A 26,052-nucleotide genomic window follows, 5' to 3' on the forward strand; every position below is an offset into this window, starting at 1 on the left:
CGAATGCGACGGATTTTTCACCCTATCGCTTTAAGGTTCTCGTGCTTGCATCCCCCTTCACGGGGTAACCCGAGCGGGAGACCGGCAGGATGAGCAGCGCGACGGCGATCAGCGGCGGCGGGATGGTGGCGGCCTCCCAGCGCTTCAGCAATGCGGCGGAACAGATCGCTACGGTCGGCATGACCATGCCGAGCCCGACTCAGGCCGATCAGATCCTCCCCAGCCCGACCCAGGTGGACCTGTCGAGCTCGGCCGTGCAGCTCATGGAGAGCAAGGCGAGCTTCGAACTCAACACAGCCGTGCTGAAATCGACCCTCGACACCGAGAAGCGCGTCCTCGACATTCTCGTGTAGCGTCCCCATCCATCGACGGAGGTGTCTCACCATGACGATCACGGTTTCGCTGAACTCGCTCGGAGTTCTGAAAGCCACCGACGTGGTGGCGAACGCCCGTATCGACGCCCTGCGCAAGCGGGAGACCGAGTCCAACCTCGTCTCCGTCAATGTCGGCGCGCGCACCGAACCGACGTTGAACGCCCGTCCGACAGGTCAGGACCGCGTCGTCGATGTGATCGTCTAGTGCCGTACCGAAGGCCTGAAAATTAACCGGCTGCAATGACAGTCGACATCAGGTTTGATCGGGATCCATGACGTGACCACCAATCGTCGCAGCGCCTCACGCAAAGATGCCTTCCGCATCGGGGCGCTTTCATTCGGGAACGACCGGCCTGATATCGACTGCCTCGTCTGGGACCAGTCCGAAACCGGCGCCCAGATCGAAGTCGAAGTTCCGGAGGCGGTTCCGGACGAGTTCATCCTGGTCATGACGGCCTATGCGAAGCCCCGCGCCTGTACTGTAGTCTGGAGACGGGACCGAAAGCTCGGCGTCGCTTTCTCGCTCTGAACGCCGGCGCCGCCAGGACATCCGCAGGACGGGTCAAGGGCGGGAATGCCAAGTGCCGGGATCGTCGGCACCGCAGGGTCGCGGATACGGGCTCGAACCCTGAAGCCCCAAACGGCGCTTCACTCTCCGCGTCCGTGCAACGCGGCTAGCAGCGTGCCGCGAATGGCTCCCCCACCACATTTGCAAATGCCCCGCGGTTTCGGGCAGCCGCATGGAGGCGATGCACGCCATGCGGGGGAATGCCGGTTTTTCCGATTCGAATTCTGTCGCTATGACGGCTGCAGGTCGGCGACCCGACGCGTCCACTCAGTGCGAGTCGACCCCATCGCTCGAGCAAAAGCCATATCCAATTGCATAGACGGGACAAGACGACATGGCACATTGGAAAGACGACGTGGATCCAGCCCTGTTCGAGGCATCGTATCGGCCGGGAGACAGAATTGTCGTTCTCGAAGAGATCACCGCATCAGACGGAAAAAATGGCCGGTTGATCTTGGAAAAGGGACGACAGTTCGAGGTCGGCATGAGAGGCGGATTTTTGTTCTGCAAGCTCGGCGGCAACAGATACAATGAAGCGGTGATCCTCCCGGAGGACTTCCGCAAGGTTCAGATCGTGTCACAGATGAGCGTGGTGCAGACATAGCGGTCTGCCGCGACGTCCGCCAAACGGGATCGAGCGGAACCGTCCGCCATCGGCATCCTTAGGGAGGCCGAAGGCGGCGGGCGCGGATCGGTCGGGATTTCATCGCCAGCGGCTCGGCACGTGAGAGGCTGCTTGCGCCGAAACCGGGCAACCGCTAGAGCGATGGGGCCGTAACGGGCAGTCGGGGTGTAGCGCAGCCTGGTAGCGCATCTGGTTTGGGACCAGAGGGTCGTAGGTTCGAATCCTATCGCCCCGACCAATCGCGTGCTTATCGGCCGTTCCATCCTGCAGGAGCTATCGACCCCACGATGCCGAGTGCCCGGATCTACCAGCCCGCCAAGGATCCCACGCAATCCGGCATGGCCCGCACCAAAGCGTGGGTGCTGGAATTCGACCAGAGTTCTCCGCGCGACACCGACCCCCTGATGGGCTGGACCGGTTCGTCGGACATGCTGCAGCAGGTCAGGCTGTCATTCGAGACGCAGGAAGAGGCCGTGGCCTACGCGACCCATAACGGCATCACCTACCGCGTCGAGCAGCCCCAGAAGCCCGTGATCCGCAAGGGTCTGTCCTATTCGGATAATTTCAAGTTCAACCGCACGGCGCCCTGGACGCACTGAGGTCGCCGGCCGAGTCGCAATCCGCGCATTCGGCTCAGAGCTGAATCAGGATCGTGACCACCCCGAAAATCAGGACCGACGCGACCGCGACGGCGAGCAGGATCAGTGCGGCGCGTGATTCGCGCATATCATCATTGGTCATCGAATCGTCGTTACAACAAATACCGACACAATGGGAGCGGGTCCGGAGGATGGACGGCGCCCCCACGATCATTGCGTGAGCTGGCGCCGTTCCCATCGCGAGTGACGGGTCGTCCGCCTGCGATGGACATGCGTCGCCGCAGACGCCCCGAGAAACCGCCCGTCGATCGATGGGGCCCCTACAACCGCGCGAGAAGCTCGGCCTTCTTGGTCGAGAACTCGGCCTCGGTCAGCACGCCCTTGCGGTGCAGGTCGGACAGGCGCTCCAGGGTCGAGATGACGTCGCCCGAGGGGGCTCCGGCTTGCGGGAAATCCGGCTCCGGGGCCGGACGCGGGCGGTCTTCGGTGCGAATCGGCGCCGGGATCGGATCGGGATGGAACGGCTTCGGCTCGAGGGAGCGATCCGGCGCGGGCGCTACGCTGACCCGCTGGAGCGATTCGAGATCGACATAGCCGTTGCGGCCACTGAAGCGGAGGCTGTGGGTATCCCCCTGCTGCTGCGACACGCCGGAAATGTCGTAATGCCCGGTATCGTAGAGGACGAGCGTTCCCGAGGTCTCCACGGCGAGCAGCCGGCTATCCGGGAAATAGGCGTAGCGCATGCTGTTCTGCGAGCCGGACGTGGCCGGTCGGCCGAGCTCCGCCGGCCACCAATTCCCGGATGCCGCGCCGTCGTCCCATCCGCCGGGGGGCAGGGATTGGGCCAGATCGGCGCAGAGAGCCGCGACCCGTGACTTGAGATTGGCATCGAACATGTTGCCGATCATGGTCATGCCGCCGGACGACCATTGCCCGAAACCGCCGAGTTCGGGATGGTTGAACTGCGCCATGGTTCCGTTGCCCACCTCCAATGCGCGCATGAGGTGGCGGACGGCGTCGATGCTCACGCCGTGCCGTTCGGCGGCGGCTTGCAGGACGGAGGGTCTATCGGACATGGGCTGTCTCCAAAGACATGAGCTGCCTCCAAAACGGCGAAGATGCCGGGCGCGGCGAAGCGGCCGGATCATAGTACGGCGCCTGCGCGCGAGTCCGTCTCGCAACGCAAAAAGTTTCCACGATCACGGACCTTACGGTCAAGCATCAGCGTTCACTCGGCGGAATTCATGCCGTCGGGCTCCGCGTCACGCAGCGAGCCCCCCCTGGAGTGATCATGGTCGCTAAGAACCCCCCGATGCCGCAGGCCGCCACGCAGACGAAGGCCGTGCGGTCGCGCATCAAAGAGGGATCGCCCTATCCGCTGGGGGCCAATTGGGACGGCCTCGGCGTCAATTTCGCCCTGTTTTCGGCCCATGCCACCAAGGTCGAACTCTGCCTGTTCGACGATGCCGGAGAGCAGGAACTCGAGCGGATCGAGTTGCCCGAATACACCGACGAGATCTGGCACGGCTACCTGCCCGACGCGCGTCCCGGCACGATCTACGGCTACCGGGTCCATGGACCGTACGAGCCCAAGGCCGGGCACCGCTTCAACCCCAACAAGCTGCTGATCGACCCCTACGCCAAGGGCCTCGTCGGCTCGATCACCTGGAACCCGGCCCTGTTCGGCTACCAGATGGAGACCGGCGACGACCTCACCTTCGACGAGCGCGATTCCGCGCCCTTCACCCGCCGCAGCCGCGTCATCGACCCGGCCTTCACCTGGGGACGGGACCGCAAGCCCCACGTGCCGTGGGAGAAGACGATCTTCTACGAGACCCATGTGAAGGGCTTCACCAAGCTGCACCCGGCCGTGCCGGAGAAGCTGCGCGGCACCTATGCCGGTCTCGGCAACCCGGCCGTGCTCGACTACATCAAGAGCCTCGGCGTCACCTCGGTCGAACTCCTGCCCGTCCATGCCTTCGTGCAGGACGATTATCTCCAGGAAAAGAACCTGGTGAATTACTGGGGTTACAACACGATCTCGTTCTTCACCCCGGCGCGGCGCTACGCGGCGGTGCCGGACTTCGCCTTCTCCGAGTTCAAGGAAATGGTGGCGCGCATGCACGGCGCCGGCCTCGAAGTGATCCTCGACGTGGTCTACAACCACACCGCCGAGGGCAACGAGAAGGGCCCGACCCTGTCGTTCAAGGGCGTCGACAACGCCTCCTACTATCGCCTGATGCCGGGCGAGGAGCGCTACTACATCAACGATACCGGCACCGGTAATACGTTCAACCTGTCGCACCCGCGCGTCCTGCAGCTGGTGACCGATTCCCTGCGCTACTGGGCGACGGAAATGCGGGTCGACGGCTTCCGCTTCGACCTCGCCACCATCCTGGGTCGTGAGCCGCACGGCTTCGACGAGGGCGGCGGCTTCCTCGACACCTGCCGGCAGGACCCGGTGCTGAACTCGGTCAAGCTCATCGCCGAGCCGTGGGATTGCGGCCCCGGCGGCTATCAGGTCGGCGGCTTCCCGCCGGGCTGGGCGGAATGGAACGACCGGTTCCGCGACGATGTCCGCGGCTACTGGCGCGGAGATTCCGGTCTGCTGCCGAGCCTCGCCTCGCGCATCACCGGATCGGCCGACAAGTTCAACAAGCGCGGGCGTAAGCCCTGGGCCTCGGTGAACTTCCTCACCGCCCATGACGGGTTCACGCTGAACGATACGGTTTCGTACAACGAGAAGCACAACCTCGCCAATGGCGAGGACGGGCGGGACGGGCATTCCCACAACCTCTCCAACAATTACGGCGTCGAAGGCCCCACCGACGACGAGGCGATCAAGGCGGTGCGCACCCGCCAGATGCGCAACATGATGGCGACGCTGTTCCTCTCGCGGGGAACGCCGATGCTGCTCGCCGGCGACGAATTCGCCCGGAGCCAGGGCGGCAACAACAACGCCTATTGCCAGGACAACGAGATCTCCTGGCTCGATTGGGAGGGGATCGACGAGGCGGGCCGCGACCTCGCCGAGTTCACGCAGCGCCTCACCATCCTGCGCGAAGCCTTGCCGATCCTCACCCGCGGGCGCTTCCTCTCCGGCGCCTATGACGAGGATCTCGGCGTCAAGGACGTGACGTGGCTGCGCCCCGACGGCGAGGAAATGTCCACGGAGAACTGGACGGATGGCGGCGCGCATTCCATCGCGGTCCTGCTCGACGGACGCGCGCAGGCCTCGGGCATCCACCGCCGGGGCGGCGATGCGACGCTGCTGATCCTCTACAACGCCTATAGCGACCTCGTCTCGTTCACGCTGCCGAGCTCGGTCGGCGGCGTCGGCTGGACCCGGCTCCTCGACACCAACCTGCCCGACAGTCAGGAGGTCGGCACCTGGGAGATCGGCGACCGCTACGAGGTCACCGGACGCTCGATGCTGATGTTCGTGCTGAAGCCCGAGGAGACCGAAGGCGACGAGGCCACCAAGATGGAGCGTTCCTACCAGCACGTGATGCAGGCTTTCGAACGCGCCAATATCGAGAGCGTGCGCTTCGCCCCCTCGGCGACCTGAAGCGCGCTCCGACGAAGTGGATGCCGCTTCGGCCACGACGGACGCGGCGGAACAAAGACCTGGAGATGCGTCCCGACCCAAGCGGTCGGGCGCGACTCCGGGCCATTTCGATCGATGACGACGCGGGCGCCGTCGGCACCTGCGTCGTCATCGCGGGATTTGTCGAGGGAAACGGATGAAGCGCCAGCCGTTGGGCATTCCTGACCCACATTCATTGCCTGGCAAAACAACCGACCGATGATGACCGAGAGCCCCGAGAAACCGCCTGCAGGTGAACCGCCGCGCGTGAGAACCGGGGCGGTGTCGGAGATCGCCGATCACACCAGCGACATCTTCTTCACCGCGGTCGAGGCCACCCGGATGCCGATGGTGGTCACCGACCCCCGGCAGGACGACAACCCGATCGTCTTCGTCAACAAGGCCTTCCTGGGCCTCACAGGCTATGCAACCGAGGAGATCATCGGTCGCAATTGCCGCTTCCTGCAGGGGCCGGACACCGACCGGGAAAGCGTGAACGCCCTGCGCGAGGCGATCCAGGCCCGGCGGGAATTCACCACCGAGATCATCAATTACCGCAAGGACGGATCGACCTTCTGGAACGCGCTGTTCGTCGCGCCGATCTACAATGCGGCCGGCGACCTCGTGTATTTCTTCGCCTCGCAGCTCGATGTCTCCCGCCGCCGCACCGTCGAGGAGGCGTTGGGGCAGGCCCAGAAGATGGAGGCGCTCGGCCAGCTGACCGGCGGCATCGCCCACGACTTCAACAACCTTCTCCAGGTCATCGTCGGCTACATCGATATCCTGAGCCACGGTCTCGACCGTCCGGATGCGGACCGTAACCGCCTTCGGCGCGCCACCGACAATATCCGTACCGCCGCCGAACGGGCGACCACCCTAACCCAGCAGCTTCTCGCCTTCGCGCGTAAGCAGCGTCTCGATGGCCGCGCGGTCAATCTCAACGCCCTCGTGAAGGGCATGGAGGATATGGCCGCGCGCAGCCTCGGTGACGCGATCACGCTGCGGCTCGACGTGAGCGAAGACCTCTGGAACTGCCGTGTCGACCCGGCTCAGGCAGAGGTCGCCCTTCTCAACATCCTCATCAACGCTCGCGATGCCATGCCGGAGGGCGGCACCGTCGTCATCTCCACCGAGAACCGGGATATCGGCGCGCAGGATCTGGGCTCGCAGGATTTCGGCGGATCGGATTCCCTGGGCGAGGGCCGCTACGTCACCGTGACCATCGCCGATACCGGGGCGGGCATCCCGCCGCCGATCCTGGCACGGGTGATGGAGCCGTTCTTCACGACGAAGGACGAGGGCAAGGGCACGGGGCTCGGCCTCTCGATGGTCTATGGCTTTGCCAGGCAATCCGGGGGCGCGGCGCAGATCGAGTCCGTCGTCGGCAAGGGAACGCGCGTCCGCCTGTCCTTCCCCGCCGCCGCCGAGGACGACCGGGAGCCGAACCGCGCCGTGTCGGGGACGGTCGATCGCCAGGGGACCGAGACCATCCTCATCGTCGACGACCGCGAGGACGTGGCCGAACTGGCGCGGACCATCCTGCGCGATAGCGGCTACACGCTGTTGATGGCCCAGAACGGCCGTGAGGCGCTGGAGATCCTGGATTCGAGCGGCTCGGTGGACCTGCTGTTCACCGACCTCATCATGCCGGGCGGGATGAACGGCATCATGCTCGCCCGCGAGGCCAGGCGGCGGCAACCCCGATTGAAGGTCCTGCTGACCACCGGTTACGCCGAGGCGAGTCTCGAGCGAACCGATGCCGGGGGTTCGGAGTTCGACCTTCTGAACAAGCCCTATCGCCGTACCGATCTCATCCGCCGCGTTCGCGCCATCCTGGACGGTCCGACCGACGACAGCTGAGGCAGCGGCGAGGGGCCCGATACGGGAAACTCGCCATGCCACAGGGTGACAAGTCGAAATACACCGACAAGCAGATCCGCAAGGCCGAACACATCGCGGAATCCTACGAAGAGCGCGGCGTACCGGAGAAAGAGGCCGAGGCCCGCGCCTGGGCGACCGTCAACAAGGACGATGGCGGCGGCAAGCATCCGGGCGGATCGGGGAGGGGCAAGTCGAGCTCCCACCCGGCGGCCCACAAGGGCGGGACCGCCGGCGGAAAGGCCTCGGCCTCCCGCACCGCCGAGCAACGCTCGGCCTCGGCAAAGAAAGCCGCCGCGACCCGCAAGCGCAACGCCGAGGCGGCAAGGCCCTCATCCTAAGCGAACGATGGCCGGCGCGAATCCCCTCTCCTCGCACGCGGGGAGAGGGAAGCGACGACCCCGTCGTCGGCGCGGCGAGGCGGCAGCCGGGGGTGAGGGGGCGTGTCCGGAGGAGCCATACCCGGAGATACCCCCTCACCCTCGCCCTGCCGGGCTCACGTCGCCTCCCGACAAGGGGGGGACGACGTCCTCTCCCCGCCAAGCGGGGAGAGGGGGAACCCGCGAACCGTCCTCAGGCCATGGCGGTCTTGAGGTTCGCGTCGACCTTGTCGAGGAAGCCGGTGGTGGAGAGCCACTTCTGCTCGGGGCCGACGAGGAGGGCGAGATCCTTTGTCATGAAGCCGGCTTCCACCGTGTCGACGCAGACCTTCTCCAGCGTGTTGGCGAACTTGGCGAGGTCGCCGTTGTCGTCGAGCTTGGCGCGGTGGGCGAGGCCACGGCTCCAGGCGAAGATCGACGCGATGGAGTTGGTGGAGGTCTCCTTGCCCTTCTGATGCTCGCGGTAGTGGCGCGTCACCGTGCCGTGCGCGGCTTCCGCCTCGACGGTCTGGCCGTCCGGCGTCATCAGCACCGAGGTCATCAAGCCGAGCGAGCCGAAGCCCTGGGCGGCGGTGTCCGACTGCACGTCGCCGTCGTAGTTCTTGCAGGCCCAGACGTAGCCGCCGGACCATTTGAGGCAGGAGGCCACCATGTCGTCGATGAGGCGGTGCTCGTAGGTGATGCCGAGCGCCTGGAACTTCGCCTTGAACTCGGCGTCGAACACTTCCTGGAACAGGTCCTTGAAGCGGCCGTCATAGGCCTTGAGGATGGTGTTCTTGGTCGAGAGGTAGACCGGGTACTTGCGGGCGAGTCCGTAATTCAGTGAGGCGCGGGCGAAATCGCGGATCGACTCGTCGAGATTGTACATCGACATCGCGACGCCGGCGGCCGGGAACTTGAAGACTTCCTTTTCGATGATGGTGCCGTCGTCACCCTCGAACTTGATGGTCAGGCGGCCCTTGCCAGGCACTTTGAAGTCCGTGGCGCGATACTGGTCGCCGTAGGCGTGGCGGCCGATGACGAAGGGCTGGGTCCAGCCCGGCACGAGGCGCGGCACGTTCTTGCAGATGATCGGCTCGCGGAAGATCACGCCGCCGAGGATGTTGCGGATCGTGCCGTTGGGCGAACGCCACATCTCCTTCAGCTTGAACTCCTCCACCCGCTGCTCGTCGGGGGTGATGGTGGCGCATTTCACGCCGACGCCGTGGCGCTTGATCGCCTCCGCCGCATCGACGGTGACCTTGTCGTTCGTCTCGTCGCGGTGCTCCACGCCGAGGTCGTAATAATCGAGGTCGAGGTCGAGATAGGGATGGATGAGCTTGTTCTTGATCTCGCTCCAGATGATCCGGGTCATCTCGTCGCCGTCGAGTTCGACGACCGGGTTCGCCACCTTGATCTTCGACATGATCCTCAGAACCTTTCTCATCACGCGGCCGGGACCGGCCGCGCTCCCGCTCGCCCGCGGTCATAGCGCGCTGCAACAGGACGCGAAAGCCGTGCCCCTTACAGATCGGGAACTGCGTCGGGGACCGAGATAATTCCCGGCCGGCTCTGGACATCCGCCCTCGGGCCGGGAATCTGCGGCCCATTCCGATTTCTGTGAAGGATATCTCCATGAGCGAACGCATCATCCTGCGGGCCGGCGAGGCCCTGGTCGCCGGCGGTCCGCCCAACACCGCCTCCGAGCCGGAGGTCATCATCGGCGAACTCGACGGGCCGGTCGGCACGGCGCTCGCCACCCTCACGGGCGATCAGGTGGTTGGCCATTCCCGTGTCTTCGCGCTCCTGAACACCGACATCATGGTGCGGCCGGTGACGCTCTGCGTCTCCAAGGTCAGCGTCACCGAGAGCAAATACACCTCCATCCTGATGGGTACGGTGCAGTTCGCCATCGCCAACGGCGTCCTCGACGCGGTGCGCCTCGGCTATATCCCCAAGGAGAAGGCCAACGATCTCGGCATCATCTGCTCGGTCTGGCTCAGCCCCGGCGTGATCGAGGCCGAGACGGTCGATCACAAGGCTTTGTTCGAGATCCAGCGCAAGGGCATGACGGAAGCGATCCGCAAGGCCATGACCAACGAGCCCTCGATCGACTGGCTCCTCGAGAACCAGGACAAGATCATCCACAAATACTACCAGATGGGTCTCGACGGTAAGATCTGAGCGTTTCCACTGCGAACGGAGGAGCCGCGGCGCCGACGGTGCCCGCGGCCCCCCATCCTCCTCAGACGGACTTTCCGTCCGGGCCGACCCGTGGCAGAGGGCGTCGATGAGCGCCCCCGTCATCATCCTGGTCGAACCGCAGCTGGCCGAGAATATCGGCATGGTCGCCCGCGCCATGGCCAATTTCGGCCTCGCCGAACTCCGCCTCGTGGCCCCCAAGAACGGCTGGCCCAAGAAGGGCGTGCGGGAGGCCGCTTCAGGGGCGACGCATGTCCTCGACGGCGCCACCGTCTTCACCACCGTGCCGGAGGCCATCGCCGACCTGAACTACCTCCTGGCCACCACGGCCCGCGAGCGCGGGCAGATGAAGCGCGCCTACGGTCCCGACGAGGCGATGACCGACATGGCCTCGCGGACGGCACAGCGCGTCGGCGTGATGTTCGGCCGCGAGCGGATCGGGCTGACCAACGACGAGGTGTCGCTGGCCGACGCCATCGTCACCTTTCCGGTCTCCCCGGACTTTCCGTCCCTCAACCTTGCCCAGGCGGTGCTCCTCGTCGGCTACGAATGGCGCAAGGCCTCGGGCCAGGCCCGGCTCCCCTTCACCGGCGAGATGCAATCTCCACCCGCCACACGCGAGGCGATGGCCTCCCTCGTCGCCAGCTTGGAAGCCAGTCTCGACGCGGGCGGATTCTACCCGCCGGAAAAGCGGGATGTCATCGCCCGCAACATGCGCGATATGCTGCATCGCATGGCAATGACCGAACAGGATGTCAGGACGTTTCGCGGGGCATTGCGGGCCCTGACCCGAACTAAGCCTTCAGGCTGATAAATGTTATCAATCTAGTTGGTTCTTAACGCCTGCGCGACTTTTGCATGCGAGTGTCGGGCGCCATGTGGAAGCATAGACTCAACGCCATCGGCGGCGAATTCGTCTCGGTCGATCGGGAAAGGGCGTTTCAGGACGAGCGCTTTCCCGAGACCCTGCGCCATGCGCGCCTGATCTTTCTCTGCGCCATTCTCCTCAACACGCTCTTCCTGCTCAGCGACTGGCGCTTCGCCGGTCAGATCCATTTCTGGGTCGCCGTACCCGCCCGTGCCGGTATCATCCTGCTGTCCCTCGCCAGCCTGCTGGCGACCTGGAAAGTCACCGGTTTCGGCAGGCTGCAGGGAGTGATGGTGACATGGGAGATCCTCGTCGCCGGATGCGTCGCGGTCCTGTGCTCGTCGCGATCCGACATCGCGCTCTTCGTGATGCTGCTGCTTCCGGCGATCTACATGATCGTCATGCCGACGCGCTTTCTCTGGAGCCTGACGACGAGCGCGATCGCCTCCACCGCGCTGGTGGCGGGCTATCTCCTGCCGCCGCCGATGCCGTCCACGGCCCTCGGCATCTGTCTCGCGGTCCTGTTGTCCAACGTCGCCACGCTGCTGTTCGTGGTGCGGTCGAACCGCCTGAGGCGTCTCGAATGGACCGCGACCCAGGCGGAGCGGCGCGCCAATGCGGAACTGGCGGAAAGCCGGCGCCTGTTCGAGACGATGTTCAAGGCAGCGCCGATTCCAATCGTGGTGTCGCGCGCCGATGACGGCCAGATCGTCGATGCCAACGACGCCGCGAGCTGTTTCTACGGACTCGACGACGGCGAAAAGCTGACCCGATACACAATACGCGATCTGGTCGACGGGCCGACCCGACGCGTGATCCAGGCGGAACTCGACCGGAGCGGAACCGCCAGCGAGATCGAGATCGCCACGGGCGTCTCGGGCCGTGTACGCCGGGACGCCCTATTGTCGGCGGTCATCGTGGAGATGGACGGCGCGACCCGTGTGATCTCCAGCCTCGTCGACATGACGAGCCGCAAGGCGGTGGAGGAGCGGATCCGCCTCGCCGCCCAGCGCGACGTCCTCACCGGTCTGCCGAACCGCGCCCTGTTCCAGACGACCCTCGACGCCGCGCTGAGCAAGGCGGAGGCATCCGGCCAGCGCGTCGGCCTCATCCTGATCGATCTCGATGCGTTCAAGGAGGTGAACGACACCCTCGGCCACGATGCGGGCGATGCCCTGCTCAAGGAGGTCGCCCGGCGTCTCGGCAACATCATCGGCGAGCACGATCTCGTCGCCCGGCTCGGCGGCGACGAATTCGTCATCATCGCCCTGTGCGAGAAGGATCGCCATCAGCCGAGCCGGCGCATCCACGCCCTGTCCCGGGCGATCCTCGAAGTCCTGAAACCGTCGATGGCCGTCTCGGGGCGTGTGGTCTCGCCGCGTGCCAGTCTCGGCCTCGCCCTGTTCCCGGAACACGCCGCCAATCCGACCGACCTCTTCACCAATGCCGACCTCGCCCTCTACGCGGCCAAGGCGGCCGGGCGGAACCGGGCGACGCTGTTCGTCCCGGCGCTTCGGGCGGATATCGAGCACCGCGTCTCCGTCGCCCGCGAGATGCGGTCGGCCCTCGAAGTCGGCGGGCTGATTCCGTATTATCAACCGAAGATCGGCCTCGCCACGGGGGAGATCATCGGGTTCGAAGCCCTGGCGCGGTGGCAGCATCCGAGCCGCGGGCTCCTGGCACCCGCCAGCTTCTCGACCGTGTTCGACGACGCGGAGATCGGGGTCGCGGTCGGGACCGTCCTCGCGCGCCAGATCTTCGCCGATCTGGCAAGCTGGATCGCGCAAGGGTACGATCCCGGCCGGGTGTTCCTGAACCTGTCCTCGGCCCAGTTCGCCCAGGAGAACCTCGCCGAGAACCTGATCTCCGATCTGGCCGCCGTGGGCCTCTCCCATGACCGGATCGGCGTGGAGGTGACCGAAACGGTCCTGCTCGGCGGCCATGGCGACCGAGTCTCGGCGGTGCTGGCGAGCCTGCACAGCGCCGGTGTACGCGTGGCGCTCGACGATTTCGGAACCGGCTACGCGTCGCTGACCCACCTCAAGCAATATCCGGTGGACGAGATCAAGATCGACCGCAGCTTCGTGCGCGATCTGGAGCGGGACCCGAACGACGCCGCCATCGTCACGGCGGTGGTTCAATTGGGCCAGAGCCTCGGCCTCAACGTCACCGCCGAGGGCGTGGAGACGGAGGCGCAGGCGACCTTCCTGCGCGAACAGGGCTGCGCCTATGCGCAGGGCTATCTCTACAGCAAGCCCATGCCGCAGAGCCGGGTACCGTGGTTCCTGAAGCACCACGGCGGCGCTGTCGCGCAGCCGAAGAGAGGAGCCACCACCGAGCTCAAATTCGCCTGATTAGGCGTCGACCTGATCCAGCGCCTGGGCGATATCGGCGATGAGATCCTCGGCATTTTCGAGACCGATGGAGAGACGGACGGTCTCGGGGCCGACCAATGCCGCCGCCTTGTCGGCATCGCTCAGCTGGCGGTGCGTCGTGGTGGCCGGGTGGATTGCCAGGGATTTGATCTCGCCGATATTCACGAGATGCGAGACGAGCTCCAGGCTCATGATGAACTTCACGGCCGCGGGCTGGCCGCCCTTCAGCGCGAAGGTGAAGATGGAGCCCGGCCCATCGGGCACGTAGCGGGCGGCCAGTTCCTCGCCCGTCTGGCCGGGCAGCGCCGGATAGCTCACCCATGCCACCGCCGGGTGGTCCTTGAGGAAGGTGGCGACGGCCTTCGCATTCTCGCAATGCCGCTTCATCCGCAACGGCAGGGTCTCGATGCCGGTGAGCGTCAGGAAGGCGTTCATCGGGGACAGGCCGGGACCGAGATCGCGCAGGCCGAAGAGTCGACAGGCGACCGCGAAGCTGAAATCGGGGAATCGGTCCGAGACGACGAGGCCATCGTAATCGGCCCAGGGCTCGGTGATGAGGTTGTAGCGCCCCTCCGCCGCCGGCCAATCGAAGGTCCCGGCATCGCAGATGATGCCGCCGATGGTCTGGCCGGACCCGCCGAGGAACTTCGAGGTCGAGTGGAACACGATGTCGGCCCCGTGCTCGATGGGCCGGATCAGCGCCGGGGAGGCGAGGGTGTTGTCCACCACCAGCGGCAAGTTGTGCCGCTTGGCCACTTCGGCGATGCCGGCGATGTCCATCACCGTGGCGCAGGGATTGACGATCGACTCGCAGACGATGGCCTTCGTCTCCGGCGTGATCGCGGCCTCGAAATCGGCCGGCGTCAGGCCCTTGGCGAAGAGCGGCTCGAGGTCGTAGCGCGCATCGAGCCGGTTCATCAGCCCGAGCGAGCCGCCGAACAGGCGCGGCGAGGCGACATAGGCATCCCCGCTCTTCATCAACGTCATCAGCACGAGGAGGAGGGCGGACTGGCCCGACGAGACGGCCACGGCGGCCCTGGCGCCCTCAAGGGCGGCGACCCGGCGCTCCAGGGCGGCCACAGTGGGGTTCGAGCCGCGCGAATAGGAGAAGCCGGTGCGCCGCATGGCGAAGATGTCGGCAGCCTGCTCAGTGGATTCGAACACGAAGCCGTTGGTGAAGTAGATCGGCTGGACGCGCGCGCCCGTGGCGGGGTCGGGTGCCGCGCCGGCATGGACGGCCTGGGTGGCGAAGCGGAGCGGGCGGGTCTCGGTGGCCATGATGGGCGTCGCGATCTTCGAAAGAGGTGGCGGGGTCAGGCAGCGCGCCTGGCGAAGGCCCGCAATGTCCGGACCAGGGTGTTGGGCGCGTAGGGCTTCGGGATGAAGCGCGCGCCCTCGGGCATGTCGTGCGGGCCGGGCGTGCCCATGCCGGACACGACGAGGACCGGGATGGTCGGCCAGCGATGGGCGACGAGGCGGGCCAAGGCGAACCCGTCCATGGAGCCCTGCGGCATGTCCACGTCGGTCATCAGCAGGTCGATCTCCTCGTTGCGTTCGAGGATGGTGAGCGCCTTGTCGGCCTGCGGCGCTTCGAGGACGCGGAACCCCGCATCGACCAGGGTATCGGCCGCCTCCATCAGGAGAAGGCCGTCGTCTTCGACGACAAGGATGACCGGGGGCTCGCCGGAAGTCTCGAAAGGATCATGCGTCATGCAATGCGAACGATCTCGATGGAGGAATGGTTCGCGGGGTAGTCCCGACGCCGCCGAGGGTCAACCCGGGGGCGTCGGGCCGGGATCGCGCCCAGGCCTGCCAGCAAAATCAAGCGCTTAACGCCGCGTCGAGATCCTCGATCAGATCCGCCGGGTCCTCGATGCCGATGGAGAGGCGCACCACTTCAGGCCCGGCGCCGGCCGCGGATTTCTGCGCGTCGGTGAGCTGGCGGTGGGTGGTGGAGGCCGGGTGGATCACCAGCGAGCGGGTGTCGCCGATATTCGCCACATGGGAGAACAGCTGGAGATTGGCCACCAGCTTCACGCCGGCCTCGTAGCCGCCCTTGAGGCCGATGGTGAAGACCGAGCCGGAGCCGAGCGGCGTGTAGCGCCGGGCGAGCTGGTGGTACTTGTCCGTCTCCAGCCCCGGATAGCTCACCCATTCCACCGCCGGATGGGCGTTGAGATGGGTCGCGATCTCGAGCGCGTTGTCGCAATGGCGCTGCATCCGCAGCGGCAGGGTCTCGATGCCGTTGAGGATGAGGAAGGCGTTGAATGGCGAGAGCGCCGGGCCGAGATCGCGCAGACCCAGCACCCGGATGGCGATGGCGAAGCCGAAATTGCCGAAGGTCTCGGAGAGGACCATGCCGGAATATTCCGGGCGCGGCTGCGACAGCATCGGGTAGCGGTCGTCGCCGGCCCAGGCGAAGGTGCCGCCATCGACCACGAGGCCGCCGATGGAATTGCCGTGGCCGCCGAGGAACTTGGTGGCCGAATGCACGACGATGTCGGCCCCGTGCTCGAAGGGGCGGATCAGGTACGGCGTCGCCATGGTGTTGTCGACGATGAGCGGGATCTTGTGGCGCCGGGCGATCACCGACAGGGCGGCGATGTCGGTGATGACCCCGCCCGGATTGGCGATGGATTCACAGAAGATCGCCTTGGTGCGCGGCGTGATGGCCCGCTCGAACGAATCCGGGTCGTCCGTATCGGCCCAGACCACGTTCCAGCCGAAGCTCTTGTAGGAATGGTTGAACTGGTTGATCGAGCCGCCATAGAGCTTGTTGGCCGCGATGAACTCGTCGCCCGGCTGCATCAGCGCATGCATGGTGAGGAGCTCGGCCGCGTGGCCCGAGGCCACCGCCACGGCGGCGGTGCCGCCTTCCAGCGCCGCGATGCGCTCTTCCAGCACCGCGTTGGTGGGGTTGGTGATGCGCGAATAGATGTTGCCGAAGGCCTGCAGCCCGAACAGCGAGGCGGCGTGGTCCACGTCGTCGAACACGAAGGACGTGGTCTGGTAGATCGGCGTGGCCCGCGCACCCGTGGTGGCATCGGGAGCGGCGCCGGCATGGATCGCCAGCGTGTTGAAGCCTGGGATACGGTCGGTCATCACTTACTCCGGGGGCCGGCGGGCACGCACTGGACGTCGTTCTAGCGCCTGTGCCGGGCCAGACGGAAGAGGAGCCACGCCCCCGTTCCGCTTAAACGAACAGAAGTTCTTTATGGCGGACGATGCGCGCGGGTCAAGGGTGGGCGATGTCGCGAGGGGGGAAGATCACCCCCGTCATCCCGGGGCTGCGCAGCAGAGCCCGGGATCCAGAACCGCGAACCCTTATCCAGCGAAGGCCGTCACCGCGTCTGGATCCTGGGCTCGCCTGTGGCGCCCCAGGATGACGGCGCGGGCGCCGACACCTCGTGACCATTCGCCCCTCCGACCCCGAGGAACCCGCCCCGTGCCTTCCGCTTGACCCAGTCCCGATGCGACGGAGGCGAACGGTGAGCAAGGACGACCACGACGAGACCTGGCGCGCGTTCAAGGAGGCGGTGAACATGACGCCCGCCGCCCTGGAGACATTTCTCGACAGCGAGCAGAGCCGCTCGGTCGGGCAGAAGAAGGACGGCGCGTCCGAATCCACCGGCCACGCCTCCGGCCGCCGCATCGTCGCGATCCTGAAGGCCAAGAAGGCCGATCTCACCGACGACGATTACGCCCACATGCGCAAGGTCACCGGCTACGTGAACCGCCACCTCAAACAGGGCGGCCCGGAGGACAAGGACGCAGTGGAGGACTCGCCCTGGCGTCTCTCGCTGATGAACTGGGGCCACGACCCGCTGAAGACATAAAGGGTGAGTGCTGTCGCGAGGAGCGGGAGCCTCGTGCGAGCGTCCCTCCCCCCTCTGTGGGGGAGGGTGGTCGCGGAGCGACCGGGAGAGGGGGCAACGCGTCCGAATAGGGCGCTCCCCTCATCCGACCCGCTGACGCGGGCCACCTTCTCCCGCAGAGGGGAGAAGGAGAACCGCAGGAACGATCCTGCACGAATTCGCATGGCACTCGGCCCCGCCTGCGGTTATAGCGCCGCACATGCTCCAGCCCGCTCCGCCCCCTCCCGTTCCCGCCGCGCGGATCCTCATCGCCAGCTTCGTCGGCACGGCGATCGAGTTCTACGATTTCTACGTCTACGCCACGGCCGCCGCCCTGGTGATCGGGCCGATCTTCTTCTCGGCCGACGATCCCTCGGTGCAGACGCTGGCGGCCTTCGCCACCTTCTCCATCGCCTTCATCGCGCGGCCGCTGGGGGCGGCGTTCTTCGGGCATTTCGGCGACAGGGTCGGGCGCAAGGCGACGCTGGTGGCTTCGTTGATGATCATGGGCCTCTCCACCGTGCTCATCGGCTGCCTGCCGACCTATGCCACCGCCGGATGGTGGGCGCCCTTCGCGCTCTGCGTCCTGCGCTTCGGCCAGGGCATCGGCTTTGGCGGCGAATGGGGCGGCGCGGCCCTGCTGGCGGTGGAGAACGCCCCGCCGGGGCGACGCGCCCTCTACGGCATCTTCCCGCAGCTCGGCGCGCCGGTGGGCTTCATCACCGCCAATCTGGGCTTCCTCGGCCTCGCGCTGGCCCTGACCCCGGCCGATTTCCAGGCCTGGGGCTGGCGCATCCCGTTCCTCGCCTCCGCCGTGCTCGTGGGCGTCGGCCTCTATGTCCGCCTGAAGCTGACCGAGACCCCGGTCTTCAAGGCCGCCATGGAGAAGGCCCCGCCCGAGCGCGTGCCACTGGCCACCATCTTCACGAAATACATCAAGGCGACGCTGCTCGGCACCTTCGCCATGGTGGCCTGCTACGCGGTGTTCTACCTCTCCACCGTCTTCGCGCTCAGCTACGGCGTCTCGAAACTCGGCTTCGACCGGCCGACCTTCCTGCTGTTCGAATGCGTGGCCGTGCTGTTCATGGCCCTCGGCATCCCGCTCTCGGGCTGGGCCGCCGACCGCTACGGCCGCCGCCCCGTCCTCCTCACCGGCCTCGCCTTCACCGCCTCGCTCGGCCTGCTCCTCGGCCCGATGCTGGGAAGCGGGCAGGGCGGCCTGGTGCTCGGCTTCCTGTGTCTGGGCCTCTTCGCCATGGGTTGGCTGTTCGGCCCCATGGGCGCGCTGCTGCCCGAACTCTTCCCCACCCGCGTCCGCTACACCGGCGCCTCGGTGACCTACAACCTCGCCGGCATTCTGGGCGCCTCCGCCGCGCCGTATCTGGCGCAGCGGCTGAGTGAGTGGGGCGGGATCGGTTGGGTTGGGTTGTATCTGGCTGTGGCGGCTGGAGTTAGCTTTATGGCTGTGGCGTTGATGGAGGAAACGGGAACACGGCGACTTTAACTTTCGATTGTCTGATACGGTTTTCAGTCCAGTGTGCAAACCACGGACCCATACACGCATCAGTAGAAATTAACGGTTTGTACACCAAGTCGCGTTAAGCATTCTAACTATCTTTAGTATGCGTGATGGCGACCAGTACGGTGCGCTGCGACCAAGAGAAACGACATGACCGCAATCGGACTTGGAAGTCTGTCGGCTTCGCAAACCAAATTTGCACCGAAGGCTGACGTCTCTAGTGAACGCCAAAAACTCCAGGCGGGCGTGGAGAAGCAGTTCGGGCAGACTTTGAGCAAACCACACATCAGTGAGTTTGCACCCGTCGAGCCGACAAGCGGCAATCAACACTTATGGAATAATGTTGACTATGTAAAGTATTTTGCCGATTTTGAAGGGACTGTTGCTGAAGGGGCTATACAAGACTACCAACAATCGATGGATGATCTACGATCACTGACGAAAAATAACGGAGATGCTGACAGTGCAAATATAAAAGAAAGATTAGAGAAAATTCGATTAATCATTGAGGCTTACAAAAACGAGTCTAGAGATCGCATCAATGGCTCTTCTAGACTCGAAGTAAATTTTTCAGCTTAAATATTTATTCGTCCCGAGGCGCACACCCGAATCTTTGATTAGGTTGAGCCAAACATATGGCTGAGCTCAAATTATAGAATCAGTGCTATAGTAAGCACCACTTATATCGCCGATCAGCTCAATTCTATAATCCGCGTTGAGAAGAAAATTCTCGACTCTTACTGCTCTATCAAAAACACCGTTATCTTCAAAATCAGCTTTATCATAGAAAATCATATCGTATCCATCACTTATATATTCAATATTCTCAATGCTTGTTGACTCGAAAACAATAGCATCTTCCTCACCAATATCCTTAATGAAAATATTCCCCGTCCCAGTAAAGTTGGAAATCTTGAATAGATCCAATCCCCGTCCGCCTTCCATTTTGGAAAGCCCATCACCCGCGATAAGTATATCGTTTCCCTCACCGCCGAATAGTCGATCGACTCCTTGATCGGCAAACAAAACGTCGTCACCTTGATTCCCGTAAATTACATCGTCTCCACTACCTCCCTTCATGTAATCGTTACCTAATCCACCGACGATCCGATCATTTCCAGAATCTCCCAGGATCGTATCGTCTCCATCGTCTCCTCTCAGGCTATCTGAACCCGATCCGCCGAGGATCTCATCGTTGCCATAGCCCCCGGAAATTTGATCATCGCCCGCCTCACCTAAAAGTCTGTCGTTCCCCCCATCTCCAGAAATTTCATCATTTCCATCCCCACCGTAGATGCGATCGTTCATTTGAGACGTCATTTCCACGCCACGCATTCCACCCTGTAGAATATCCCTCCCGCCAAAGCCTTGGATTAAATCACTGCCATCACCACCGGAAATGAAATCAGGCCCTTCGGAGCCCTGAATACGATCATTCCCATCAAGGCCATAAATTTCTTCGCCATATTGAGAAGCGATTATTCTGTTAGCCTCCCTCAATACCAAATCATCTTTATTGTAGAGAAATTTTACACCATTGGAACCGTAAATCCAGGCCATATTCATGCACTCCGCTAGAGCCGCGTCGGATCATTTACGTTCGAATGACCCAGAGCGCAGCGCGTGTGGCATACGACAGATACAATCATAAGTTTATGATAAAAATGATACACCTGGTCTGCCGTCGTCTTCGGCCTTAAAAAAACGGTTCGCAGCCATACAATCGAACAAATCAGCTATTGCCGACCTGCAGGTAGATAATAATGAAATATTTTTATGAAATAAAAACAGAATAGTTATGGTTAGAGCGTAATCTTGCGCTCAATCGTCAACCGCTGCACCCCTTTACCCCCCAAAACCGGCCGCTTCGAACTCAAAATCCGGGAATTCACCCCGGTCCAGCCGATCTCACCCGAGATCCGCCCGTACTCGATCTTGGGGCAGCGGTTCATCACCACGGTGACGCCCGCCGCCTCGGCGCGGGCGGCGGCGGCATCGTCGCGGACGCCGAGCTGCATCCAGACGATCTTCGGCAGCACCGGCAAGGCGAGGGCCTCGTCCACGAGGCCGCCGGCCGCGTCGGAATTGCGAAAAATCTCGACCATGTCGACCGGGCCGGGGAGGTCGGCGAGGCGGGCGACGACGGGCTTGCCCAGCAGCATCTGCCCGGCGAGGCCGGGATTGACCGGGATCACGTCGTAGCCCCGCGACAGCAGGTATTTCAGCACGATCCAGCTCGGCCGGGCCGGGTTCGCGGACGCGCCCACGAGGGCGATGGTCTTCGTCTCCGTGAGGAGCCGGCGGATCAGCGCATCGGGATAGCGGTCGTGGCGCGAGGTGTCGGGCTGGGCGGCGTCGGGCTGGGTCATCGGAACTCTTGAAAACGAAGCCCGAGACTTGTCCGCCATCGCGGCGCATGCTGCAAGGCGGGTCATGACGACTGCCATGAGCCTTTCCGAGACCATCGCCTTTCTGGAGCGGGACTTCCCGCAGATGAACCATGACGGGCCGGCCTTCCACCTCGAATCGGTGGGTCCGCTCTCCGCGCGGATGCGGCTCGACTATCACGAGCGCTTCCTGCGCCCCGGCGGCACGATCTCCGGCCCGGCCATGATGGCGCTGGCCGATTACGCCCTCTACGCGGCGATCCTCGCCAATATCGGCCCGGTGGGTCTGGCCGTGACGACGAACCTCTCCTTCAACTTCCTGCGAAAACCCGGCCCCACCGGGCTCGTCGCCGAGGCCGCCCTCCTCAAGCTCGGCAAGCGCCTCGCGGTGGGGGAAGCGCGCCTCTTCGCCACCGGCTCGGACGACCTCGTCTGCCACGCCACGGGGACGTATTCGATCCCGCCGGAGCGGTGAGCACGTGACCCTCCGCCCTCCGCCGGTCCGGCGCGAGCATCCCCTCGCTCCGCCGCGCGGGGAGAGGGACGCGACGACCCCGTCGGCGGCGCGTCGAGGCGGCAGCCGACGGTGAGGGGGCGGTTCCGGGGGAGCCTCTTCCGGCGACGCCCCCTCACCGTCGCTCCGCTCATCACAGGCACGACAAGGTGCCTGTGATCCTCTCCCCGCGTGCGGGGAGAGGGGAAGCCGGTGCTGGATATCTCCTGACTACGGAAAATGCGCTTTCGCAGGGTTCGGCCGATTTCGCTTGTCTGACACCGCTTTAGCATCCTCGATCCCGCCCGAGCGGTGAGCCGCCACCCACCCTCCCCCCTCTGCGGGGGAGGGTGCCTGCGGAGCAGGCGGGAGAGGGGGCGGCCTCTCCGGATGGGGCGCTCCCCTCACCCGACCCACTTCGTGGGCCACCCTCTCCCGCAGAGGGGAGAGGGGGAGCCGGTGCCGGATAGTCCTGGCCCGGACAACCGCGCTTCCTCACGCTTCAGCCGGTCTCGCTCACCGATGGCGACGTGCCCAGTCTCGATCCCGCCGAAGCGCCCGGCCATTCCCACCCATCCACCTCATCCTGCGGCGCCGCAGCGAAGCGGAGGCCTCGAAGGAGGGCTCCAGCTTGCGCATGATGGCTGAAGCCCTCCTTCGAGGCCCGCTGGCGCGGGCGCCTCAGGATGAGGGCGCGGGTGGGAGGGGAGCGGGAAGGATGCGGTATCCTGATACCTCAACCCCGAAATGCTTCGTTTCCTTGAGGTTTTTGCCGATTCCCATCATCCGAAATGCCTTGACGACTCATCCGCAGACCCGTATTGCAGCCTCCAACGCCGCTGCGTGTCTCACGTGGCGGCGCATCGTTTTGCAAGACATCATACGGAACGCCACGGGATGAAGACCTTTTCTCTGAAGCCCGCCGACGTCGACAAGAAGTGGATCATCGTCGATGCGGAGGGTCTGGTCGTCGGCCGGCTCGCCACCATCATCGCGATGCGCCTGCGTGGAAAGCACAAGGCTTCCTACACGCCTCACGTCGATTGCGGCGACAACGTCATCGTCATCAACGCCGAGAAGGTGAAGTTCACCGGCCGCAAGCGCGAGCAGAAGGTGTACTACCACCACACCGGCTACCCGGGCGGCATCAAGGAGCGGACCGCGAAGTTCATCCTCGACGGCCGGTTCCCCGAGCGCGTGGTCGAGAAGGCCGTTGAGCGTATGCTCCCCCGTGGACCGCTGTTCCGCCAGATCATGGGCAATCTCCGGGTCTACAAGGGCACCGAGCACCCCCACACCGCCCAGCAGCCGCAGGCGCTCGACGTCGGCAGCCTCAACCGCAAGAACGTGAGCGCTTGATCATGGCGACCCTCCAGTCCCTCTCCGACCTGAACCGCGCCAACGTCGAAGATCCCGAGAACGCGGCTCCCGTCCACGTTCAGAAGCTCGACGCCCAGGGCCGCGCCTATGCCACCGGCAAGCGCAAGGACGCGGTCGCCCGCGTCTGGATCAAGCCCGGCAACGGCACCGTCGTGGTCAACGGCCGCACGGTCGAGACCTACTTCGCCCGCCCCGTGCTGCGCATGATCCTGCGCCAGCCGCTCACCATCGCCAACCGCGTCGACCAGTACGACATCACGGTCACGGTGCATGGCGGCGGTCTCTCCGGCCAGGCCGGCGCCGTTCGTCACGGCCTGTCCAAGGCGCTCACCTATTACGAGCCCGAGCTGCGCGCGCCCCTGAAGCGCGAAGGCTTCCTGACCCGCGACAGCCGCGTGGTCGAGCGCAAGAAGTACGGCCGCAAGAAGGCTCGCCGCAGCTTCCAGTTCTCGAAGCGCTGAGCGTTTCGGTTCTCTCGAGTTTTGGAAAGGGCGGCCTCGTGCCGCCCTTTTCGTTTGTCGCGACACAGTCCGAAGGTCACTCGATGCCCAACGTCTTCCGGCGCGTTCACGCCCCCGTCGTCACCGCGGTCACGCTCTGCCTGTCGAAGGCCGGCGGCGAGGTGAAGGGCGAAGTGAAGCTCGCCGACGGACGCCAGTTCAGCACCACCGGCCTGCTTCCCATCGCCCAGGCCTTCGGCATCGCCGTGCATGTGGCCAACGAGGGCGGCATGGAAATCGTGGTCATCGATCCGCAAAGCGCATGGAAGCCGAGCTGGGGAACGCTCGAGGGTTAGAGATTCGCGCGAAGACCCGTCGCGTACCGCTCGAAAGGGGGGTCCGATTCCGCTCGGAAGCCGTCGCCATTCGGGTGGAATCGCCCTAGTTTCGGGACATGATCCAGCCGACGAAACCCTCCTTCGACCCCCGTCCCACCCGCGCCGACCCCGATGACGACCCCCATCTCTGGCTCGAAGAGGTGGAGGGTGCGGAGGCCGTCGCCTGGGTCGAGGCGCGCAACGCCGAGACGCTGGCCCGCTTCACCGACCCTGTCATGGAGCGCGACCGCGAGGCGGTGAAGGCCATTCTCGACCGGCCTGACAAGATCCCTCTCGTGTCACGGCGCGGCCATCTCCTCTACAATATCTGGCGCGATGCCGAGCATCCCCTCGGTCTGTGGCGGCGCACCAACGAAGCCTCCTACCGGGCCGGCACCCCCGCCTGGGAAACCCTTCTCGACATCGACGCCCTGGCGAAAATCGAAGGCGTAGACTGGGTTTGGGGCGGCGCGACGCTCATCCCCGGCACCCATGACCGCGCCCTGCTGAAGCTCAGCCGGGGAGGGGGCGACGCTACCATTCTGCGCGAGTTCGACCTGCCGACGCTCAGCTTCGTCGCCGACGGTTTCACCCTGCCCGAGGCGAAAGGCGGGGCGGATTGGCTCGACCGCGACACGCTGATCCTGTCGAGCGCCCTCGGCGAGAGCATGGCCACCCGCTCCGGCTATTCCCGCACGGTTCGACTCTGGACGCGCGGCCAGGACCCGCTCGCGGCCACCGTCCTGTTCGAGACCGCGCCCGAGAATATGGGCCTGTGGGGCGAGGTCGACCACGCCGCGCCCTCCGAGCGCGTGGTGTTCATGGAGCGCACCGGCTTCTTCGACGGCATCCTGCATATCGGCGACCGAACTGGCCCGACCCACCGCATCGACGCCCCCACCGACGCCGAAATCTCTCTCCACGGCGACCATCTCGTCATCCGAACCCGCTCTGAATGGAGCATCGGCGGCGCGCTCCACGTGCCCGATACGGTCCTCGCCATCGGCCTTCCGGCCTTCCTCGACGGGGATCGCGGCTTCACCGTGTTGTGGACGCCCTCCGACCGCCGGGCGCTGCAGAACGTCTCCTGGGCCGGGCCGCGCCTCATCGTCGACGCCCTCGACGATCTGCGCCCGTCCTACAACGTGTTCGAACCGGGGGAGGGCGGCTGGAACCGCCTCAGCCTTCCGGGCCTGCCGGAGATCGGCAGCGTGTCCGTCTGGCCCTTCGATTCCGAGCAGAGCGAGTCGGACGGGTCTCTGCTCGCGCTGGTTCAGGATCCGCTAACGCCGCCGACGCTGCTGTCGATCCCCGGCGATCTCTCGGCTCCCACCATCCTGCGCACGACGCCATCGGCCTTTGATACCAAAGGCCTGACGGTCACTCCCCACGAGGCCATCTCGGTGGACGGCGAGCGCATCCCCTACGTCCAGGTCGGGCCGACTGGGGCGACCGGCGACGCGCCGGTGCATCTGTCAGCCTATGGCGGATTCCAGATCTCGCTGCTTCCCACCTACCAGGCGGTGCTCGGCAAACTCTGGCTGGAAAAGGGCGGCATCGGCATCGTCGCCAACATCCGTGGCGGTGGCGAGTTCGGCACCCGCTGGCATCAGGCCGGCCGGCGCGAGGGTAAGGCGCTGGCGCATGACGATTTCGCGGCGGTGGCCGCCGATCTGGTGGCGCGCGGCGTCACGAAACCCCAGCGCATCGCCGCGCAGGGCGGCTCGAATGGCGGCCTCCTCATCGCCAACATGCTGACCCGCTACCCCGAGCGCTTCGGCGCCCTGTTCTGCACGATCCCGCTCATCGACATGCGGCGCTATTCGAAACTCCTGGCGGGCGCGAGTTGGATCGCCGAATACGGCGATCCCGATGTGGAGGCGGATTGGAGTTTCCTCGGCGCCATCTCTGCCTATCACACAGCGGAAGCGGGCAAGCCCTATCCGCCGATCCTCATCGCCACGACGCGACGCGACGACCGCGTCCATCCGGGGCATGCCCGCAAGATGGCGGAGAAGCTACGCCATCTCGGGTACGACCCGGCTTTCTTCGAGCCGGCGGCCGGAGGTCACGGCTACGGCAAGGACAATTCCGAGACCGCCGCTTTCCTGGCCCTCGGGATGGGCTTCCTTCGGCAGTCGATCGGCTGGGTTCCGGAGGACAGCTGA

26 protein-coding genes and 1 tRNA gene are annotated in these 26,052 nt (G+C 64.9%); 20 read left to right on the top strand and 7 right to left on the bottom strand.

Translation table 11 applies throughout. The annotated features are described in order from the left end of the window. Positions 1-89: 89 nt before the first annotated feature. The 6 genes from ASF32_RS20360 to ASF32_RS20385 all read left to right on the top strand — a co-directional run bounded on the left by ASF32_RS20360 (position 90) and on the right by ASF32_RS20385 (position 2,166). Positions 90-353: a hypothetical protein gene (locus ASF32_RS20360; RefSeq protein WP_244477921.1), complete on the top strand. Its 264-nt coding sequence runs from the start codon at positions 90-92 to the stop codon at positions 351-353. Between the two features lie 31 nt (positions 354-384). Beyond that, positions 385-579 carry a hypothetical protein gene (locus ASF32_RS20365; protein WP_056432797.1) on the top strand — a complete coding sequence of 65 codons (195 nt, stop codon included), beginning with the start codon at positions 385-387 and terminating at the stop codon, positions 577-579. A gap of 72 nt (positions 580-651) precedes the next feature. Continuing rightward, on the top strand, positions 652-903 hold the full coding sequence (locus ASF32_RS20370) for a hypothetical protein (RefSeq protein ID WP_056433139.1): 252 nt from the start codon (positions 652-654) through the stop codon (positions 901-903). Between the two features lie 373 nt (positions 904-1,276). Beyond that, positions 1,277-1,546, top strand: coding sequence for a hypothetical protein (locus ASF32_RS20375; protein WP_056432800.1), 270 nt, complete (start codon positions 1,277-1,279; stop codon positions 1,544-1,546). Between the two features lie 182 nt (positions 1,547-1,728). Next, a tRNA-Pro gene (locus ASF32_RS20380) sits at positions 1,729-1,805 on the top strand. Positions 1,806-1,854: 49 nt separating this feature from the next. Next, complete coding sequence (locus tag ASF32_RS20385) at positions 1,855-2,166, top strand: ETC complex I subunit (protein ID WP_056433142.1); 312 nt, start codon at positions 1,855-1,857, stop codon at positions 2,164-2,166. 320 nt (positions 2,167-2,486) lie between these two features. Here the strand turns inward: ASF32_RS20385 and ASF32_RS20390 are convergent, their stop codons facing one another. After that, complete coding sequence (locus tag ASF32_RS20390; RefSeq protein ID WP_056432803.1) at positions 2,487-3,242, bottom strand: SHOCT domain-containing protein; 756 nt, start codon at positions 3,240-3,242, stop codon at positions 2,487-2,489. Between the two features lie 215 nt (positions 3,243-3,457). Between ASF32_RS20390 and glgX the strand changes: the two genes are divergently transcribed. The 3 genes from glgX (at position 3,458) to ASF32_RS20405 (ending at position 7,971) form a co-directional block, all read left to right on the top strand. After that, the gene (glgX, locus tag ASF32_RS20395) at positions 3,458-5,734 is read left to right on the top strand and encodes a glycogen debranching protein GlgX (protein WP_244477922.1); all 2,277 of its coding nucleotides are present in this window, start codon (positions 3,458-3,460) and stop codon (positions 5,732-5,734) included. A 240-nt stretch (positions 5,735-5,974) separates the two neighbouring features. Continuing rightward, on the top strand, positions 5,975-7,612 hold the full coding sequence (locus ASF32_RS20400) for a hybrid sensor histidine kinase/response regulator (RefSeq protein ID WP_056433145.1): 1,638 nt from the start codon (positions 5,975-5,977) through the stop codon (positions 7,610-7,612). Positions 7,613-7,647: 35 nt separating this feature from the next. Further along, positions 7,648-7,971: a hypothetical protein gene (locus ASF32_RS20405; protein WP_056432809.1), complete on the top strand. Its 324-nt coding sequence runs from the start codon at positions 7,648-7,650 to the stop codon at positions 7,969-7,971. 232 nt (positions 7,972-8,203) lie between these two features. Here the strand turns inward: ASF32_RS20405 and ASF32_RS20410 are convergent, their stop codons facing one another. Continuing rightward, a complete protein-coding gene (locus ASF32_RS20410; RefSeq protein ID WP_056432812.1) occupies positions 8,204-9,415 on the bottom strand; it encodes an NADP-dependent isocitrate dehydrogenase in 1,212 nt (403 codons plus the stop codon). Between the two features lie 209 nt (positions 9,416-9,624). Here ASF32_RS20410 and ASF32_RS20415 point away from each other — a divergent pair, with 209 nt between their 5' ends. The 3 genes from ASF32_RS20415 (at position 9,625) to ASF32_RS20425 (ending at position 13,413) form a co-directional block, all read left to right on the top strand. Further along, positions 9,625-10,173, top strand: a complete 549-nt coding sequence (locus tag ASF32_RS20415) for a formaldehyde-activating enzyme (RefSeq protein ID WP_018042789.1) — start codon at positions 9,625-9,627, stop codon at positions 10,171-10,173. Positions 10,174-10,279: 106 nt separating this feature from the next. Beyond that, a complete protein-coding gene (locus ASF32_RS20420; protein WP_056432815.1) occupies positions 10,280-11,002 on the top strand; it encodes an RNA methyltransferase in 723 nt (240 codons plus the stop codon). A 65-nt stretch (positions 11,003-11,067) separates the two neighbouring features. Then, positions 11,068-13,413, top strand: coding sequence for an EAL domain-containing protein (locus ASF32_RS20425; protein WP_056432817.1), 2,346 nt, complete (start codon positions 11,068-11,070; stop codon positions 13,411-13,413). On the opposite strand, the gene ASF32_RS20430 is transcribed toward ASF32_RS20425, so the two are convergent. The 3 genes from ASF32_RS20430 to ASF32_RS20440 all read right to left on the bottom strand — a co-directional run bounded on the left by ASF32_RS20430 (position 13,414) and on the right by ASF32_RS20440 (position 16,536). Beyond that, positions 13,414-14,712 (bottom strand): aminotransferase class I/II-fold pyridoxal phosphate-dependent enzyme, encoded by a 1,299-nt coding sequence (locus tag ASF32_RS20430; RefSeq protein WP_056432819.1) that lies wholly within the window; start codon positions 14,710-14,712, stop codon positions 13,414-13,416. Between the two features lie 35 nt (positions 14,713-14,747). Beyond that, positions 14,748-15,146: a response regulator gene (locus ASF32_RS20435; RefSeq protein ID WP_056432823.1), complete on the bottom strand. Its 399-nt coding sequence runs from the start codon at positions 15,144-15,146 to the stop codon at positions 14,748-14,750. A gap of 109 nt (positions 15,147-15,255) precedes the next feature. Next, positions 15,256-16,536 (bottom strand): O-acetylhomoserine aminocarboxypropyltransferase, encoded by a 1,281-nt coding sequence (locus ASF32_RS20440; RefSeq protein WP_056432826.1) that lies wholly within the window; start codon positions 16,534-16,536, stop codon positions 15,256-15,258. 368 nt (positions 16,537-16,904) lie between these two features. Here ASF32_RS20440 and ASF32_RS20445 point away from each other — a divergent pair, with 368 nt between their 5' ends. From ASF32_RS20445 to ASF32_RS25625, 3 genes are all read left to right on the top strand, one after another. Then, on the top strand, positions 16,905-17,270 hold the full coding sequence (locus ASF32_RS20445) for a DUF3140 domain-containing protein (RefSeq protein ID WP_056432829.1): 366 nt from the start codon (positions 16,905-16,907) through the stop codon (positions 17,268-17,270). A gap of 238 nt (positions 17,271-17,508) precedes the next feature. Continuing rightward, complete coding sequence (locus ASF32_RS20450; RefSeq protein WP_056432832.1) at positions 17,509-18,792, top strand: MFS transporter; 1,284 nt, start codon at positions 17,509-17,511, stop codon at positions 18,790-18,792. A 165-nt stretch (positions 18,793-18,957) separates the two neighbouring features. Next, positions 18,958-19,386, top strand: a complete 429-nt coding sequence (locus ASF32_RS25625) for a hypothetical protein (protein WP_156467915.1) — start codon at positions 18,958-18,960, stop codon at positions 19,384-19,386. Positions 19,387-19,452: 66 nt separating this feature from the next. On the opposite strand, the gene ASF32_RS24840 is transcribed toward ASF32_RS25625, so the two are convergent. Then, a complete protein-coding gene (locus ASF32_RS24840; RefSeq protein WP_162239924.1) occupies positions 19,453-20,367 on the bottom strand; it encodes a calcium-binding protein in 915 nt (304 codons plus the stop codon). Between the two features lie 242 nt (positions 20,368-20,609). After that, a complete protein-coding gene (locus ASF32_RS20460; protein ID WP_156467916.1) occupies positions 20,610-21,176 on the bottom strand; it encodes a CoA-binding protein in 567 nt (188 codons plus the stop codon). Between the two features lie 76 nt (positions 21,177-21,252). On the opposite strand from ASF32_RS20460, the gene ASF32_RS20465 reads away from it, so the two are divergent. The 5 genes from ASF32_RS20465 to ASF32_RS20485 all read left to right on the top strand — a co-directional run bounded on the left by ASF32_RS20465 (position 21,253) and on the right by ASF32_RS20485 (position 26,052). Beyond that, entirely contained in the window at positions 21,253-21,669 is a 417-nt protein-coding gene (locus ASF32_RS20465) for a PaaI family thioesterase (protein WP_200919209.1), read from the top strand. Positions 21,670-22,584: 915 nt separating this feature from the next. Beyond that, the gene (gene rplM, locus ASF32_RS20470) at positions 22,585-23,046 is read left to right on the top strand and encodes a 50S ribosomal protein L13 (RefSeq protein WP_056252523.1); all 462 of its coding nucleotides are present in this window, start codon (positions 22,585-22,587) and stop codon (positions 23,044-23,046) included. Between the two features lie 2 nt (positions 23,047-23,048). Continuing rightward, entirely contained in the window at positions 23,049-23,528 is a 480-nt protein-coding gene (gene rpsI, locus ASF32_RS20475; RefSeq protein ID WP_026175762.1) for a 30S ribosomal protein S9, read from the top strand. A gap of 83 nt (positions 23,529-23,611) precedes the next feature. Continuing rightward, complete coding sequence (locus tag ASF32_RS20480) at positions 23,612-23,863, top strand: hypothetical protein (protein WP_056432842.1); 252 nt, start codon at positions 23,612-23,614, stop codon at positions 23,861-23,863. A 98-nt stretch (positions 23,864-23,961) separates the two neighbouring features. Further along, positions 23,962-26,052: a prolyl oligopeptidase family serine peptidase gene (locus ASF32_RS20485; RefSeq protein ID WP_056432846.1), complete on the top strand. Its 2,091-nt coding sequence runs from the start codon at positions 23,962-23,964 to the stop codon at positions 26,050-26,052.

This window comes from Methylobacterium sp. Leaf91, assembly GCF_001422815.1.
GTDB lineage: Bacteria > Pseudomonadota > Alphaproteobacteria > Rhizobiales > Beijerinckiaceae > Methylobacterium.

Coding starts and splice junctions, on each gene's coding strand:
- ASF32_RS20400 (WP_056433145.1), top strand. CDS start 5,975: ATGACCGAGAGCCCCGAGAAACCGCCTGCAGGTGAACCGCCGCGCGTG.
- ASF32_RS20440 (WP_056432826.1), bottom strand. CDS start 16,536: ATGACCGACCGTATCCCAGGCTTCAACACGCTGGCGATCCATGCCGGC.
- rpsI (WP_026175762.1), top strand. CDS start 23,049: ATGGCGACCCTCCAGTCCCTCTCCGACCTGAACCGCGCCAACGTCGAA.
- ASF32_RS20445 (WP_056432829.1), top strand. CDS start 16,905: ATGCGACGGAGGCGAACGGTGAGCAAGGACGACCACGACGAGACCTGG.
- ASF32_RS20410 (WP_056432812.1), bottom strand. CDS start 9,415: ATGTCGAAGATCAAGGTGGCGAACCCGGTCGTCGAACTCGACGGCGAC.
- ASF32_RS20390 (WP_056432803.1), bottom strand. CDS start 3,242: ATGTCCGATAGACCCTCCGTCCTGCAAGCCGCCGCCGAACGGCACGGC.
- ASF32_RS20465 (WP_200919209.1), top strand. CDS start 21,253: ATGAGCCTTTCCGAGACCATCGCCTTTCTGGAGCGGGACTTCCCGCAG.
- ASF32_RS20460 (WP_156467916.1), bottom strand. CDS start 21,176: ATGACCCAGCCCGACGCCGCCCAGCCCGACACCTCGCGCCACGACCGC.
- ASF32_RS24840 (WP_162239924.1), bottom strand. CDS start 20,367: ATGGCCTGGATTTACGGTTCCAATGGTGTAAAATTTCTCTACAATAAA.
- ASF32_RS20405 (WP_056432809.1), top strand. CDS start 7,648: ATGCCACAGGGTGACAAGTCGAAATACACCGACAAGCAGATCCGCAAG.
- ASF32_RS20375 (WP_056432800.1), top strand. CDS start 1,277: ATGGCACATTGGAAAGACGACGTGGATCCAGCCCTGTTCGAGGCATCG.
- ASF32_RS20430 (WP_056432819.1), bottom strand. CDS start 14,712: ATGGCCACCGAGACCCGCCCGCTCCGCTTCGCCACCCAGGCCGTCCAT.
- rplM (WP_056252523.1), top strand. CDS start 22,585: ATGAAGACCTTTTCTCTGAAGCCCGCCGACGTCGACAAGAAGTGGATC.
- ASF32_RS25625 (WP_156467915.1), top strand. CDS start 18,958: ATGACCGCAATCGGACTTGGAAGTCTGTCGGCTTCGCAAACCAAATTT.
- ASF32_RS20360 (WP_244477921.1), top strand. CDS start 90: ATGAGCAGCGCGACGGCGATCAGCGGCGGCGGGATGGTGGCGGCCTCC.
- ASF32_RS20480 (WP_056432842.1), top strand. CDS start 23,612: ATGCCCAACGTCTTCCGGCGCGTTCACGCCCCCGTCGTCACCGCGGTC.
- ASF32_RS20365 (WP_056432797.1), top strand. CDS start 385: ATGACGATCACGGTTTCGCTGAACTCGCTCGGAGTTCTGAAAGCCACC.
- ASF32_RS20435 (WP_056432823.1), bottom strand. CDS start 15,146: ATGACGCATGATCCTTTCGAGACTTCCGGCGAGCCCCCGGTCATCCTT.
- glgX (WP_244477922.1), top strand. CDS start 3,458: ATGGTCGCTAAGAACCCCCCGATGCCGCAGGCCGCCACGCAGACGAAG.
- ASF32_RS20415 (WP_018042789.1), top strand. CDS start 9,625: ATGAGCGAACGCATCATCCTGCGGGCCGGCGAGGCCCTGGTCGCCGGC.
- ASF32_RS20385 (WP_056433142.1), top strand. CDS start 1,855: ATGCCGAGTGCCCGGATCTACCAGCCCGCCAAGGATCCCACGCAATCC.
- ASF32_RS20485 (WP_056432846.1), top strand. CDS start 23,962: ATGATCCAGCCGACGAAACCCTCCTTCGACCCCCGTCCCACCCGCGCC.
- ASF32_RS20450 (WP_056432832.1), top strand. CDS start 17,509: ATGCTCCAGCCCGCTCCGCCCCCTCCCGTTCCCGCCGCGCGGATCCTC.
- ASF32_RS20425 (WP_056432817.1), top strand. CDS start 11,068: ATGTGGAAGCATAGACTCAACGCCATCGGCGGCGAATTCGTCTCGGTC.
- ASF32_RS20420 (WP_056432815.1), top strand. CDS start 10,280: ATGAGCGCCCCCGTCATCATCCTGGTCGAACCGCAGCTGGCCGAGAAT.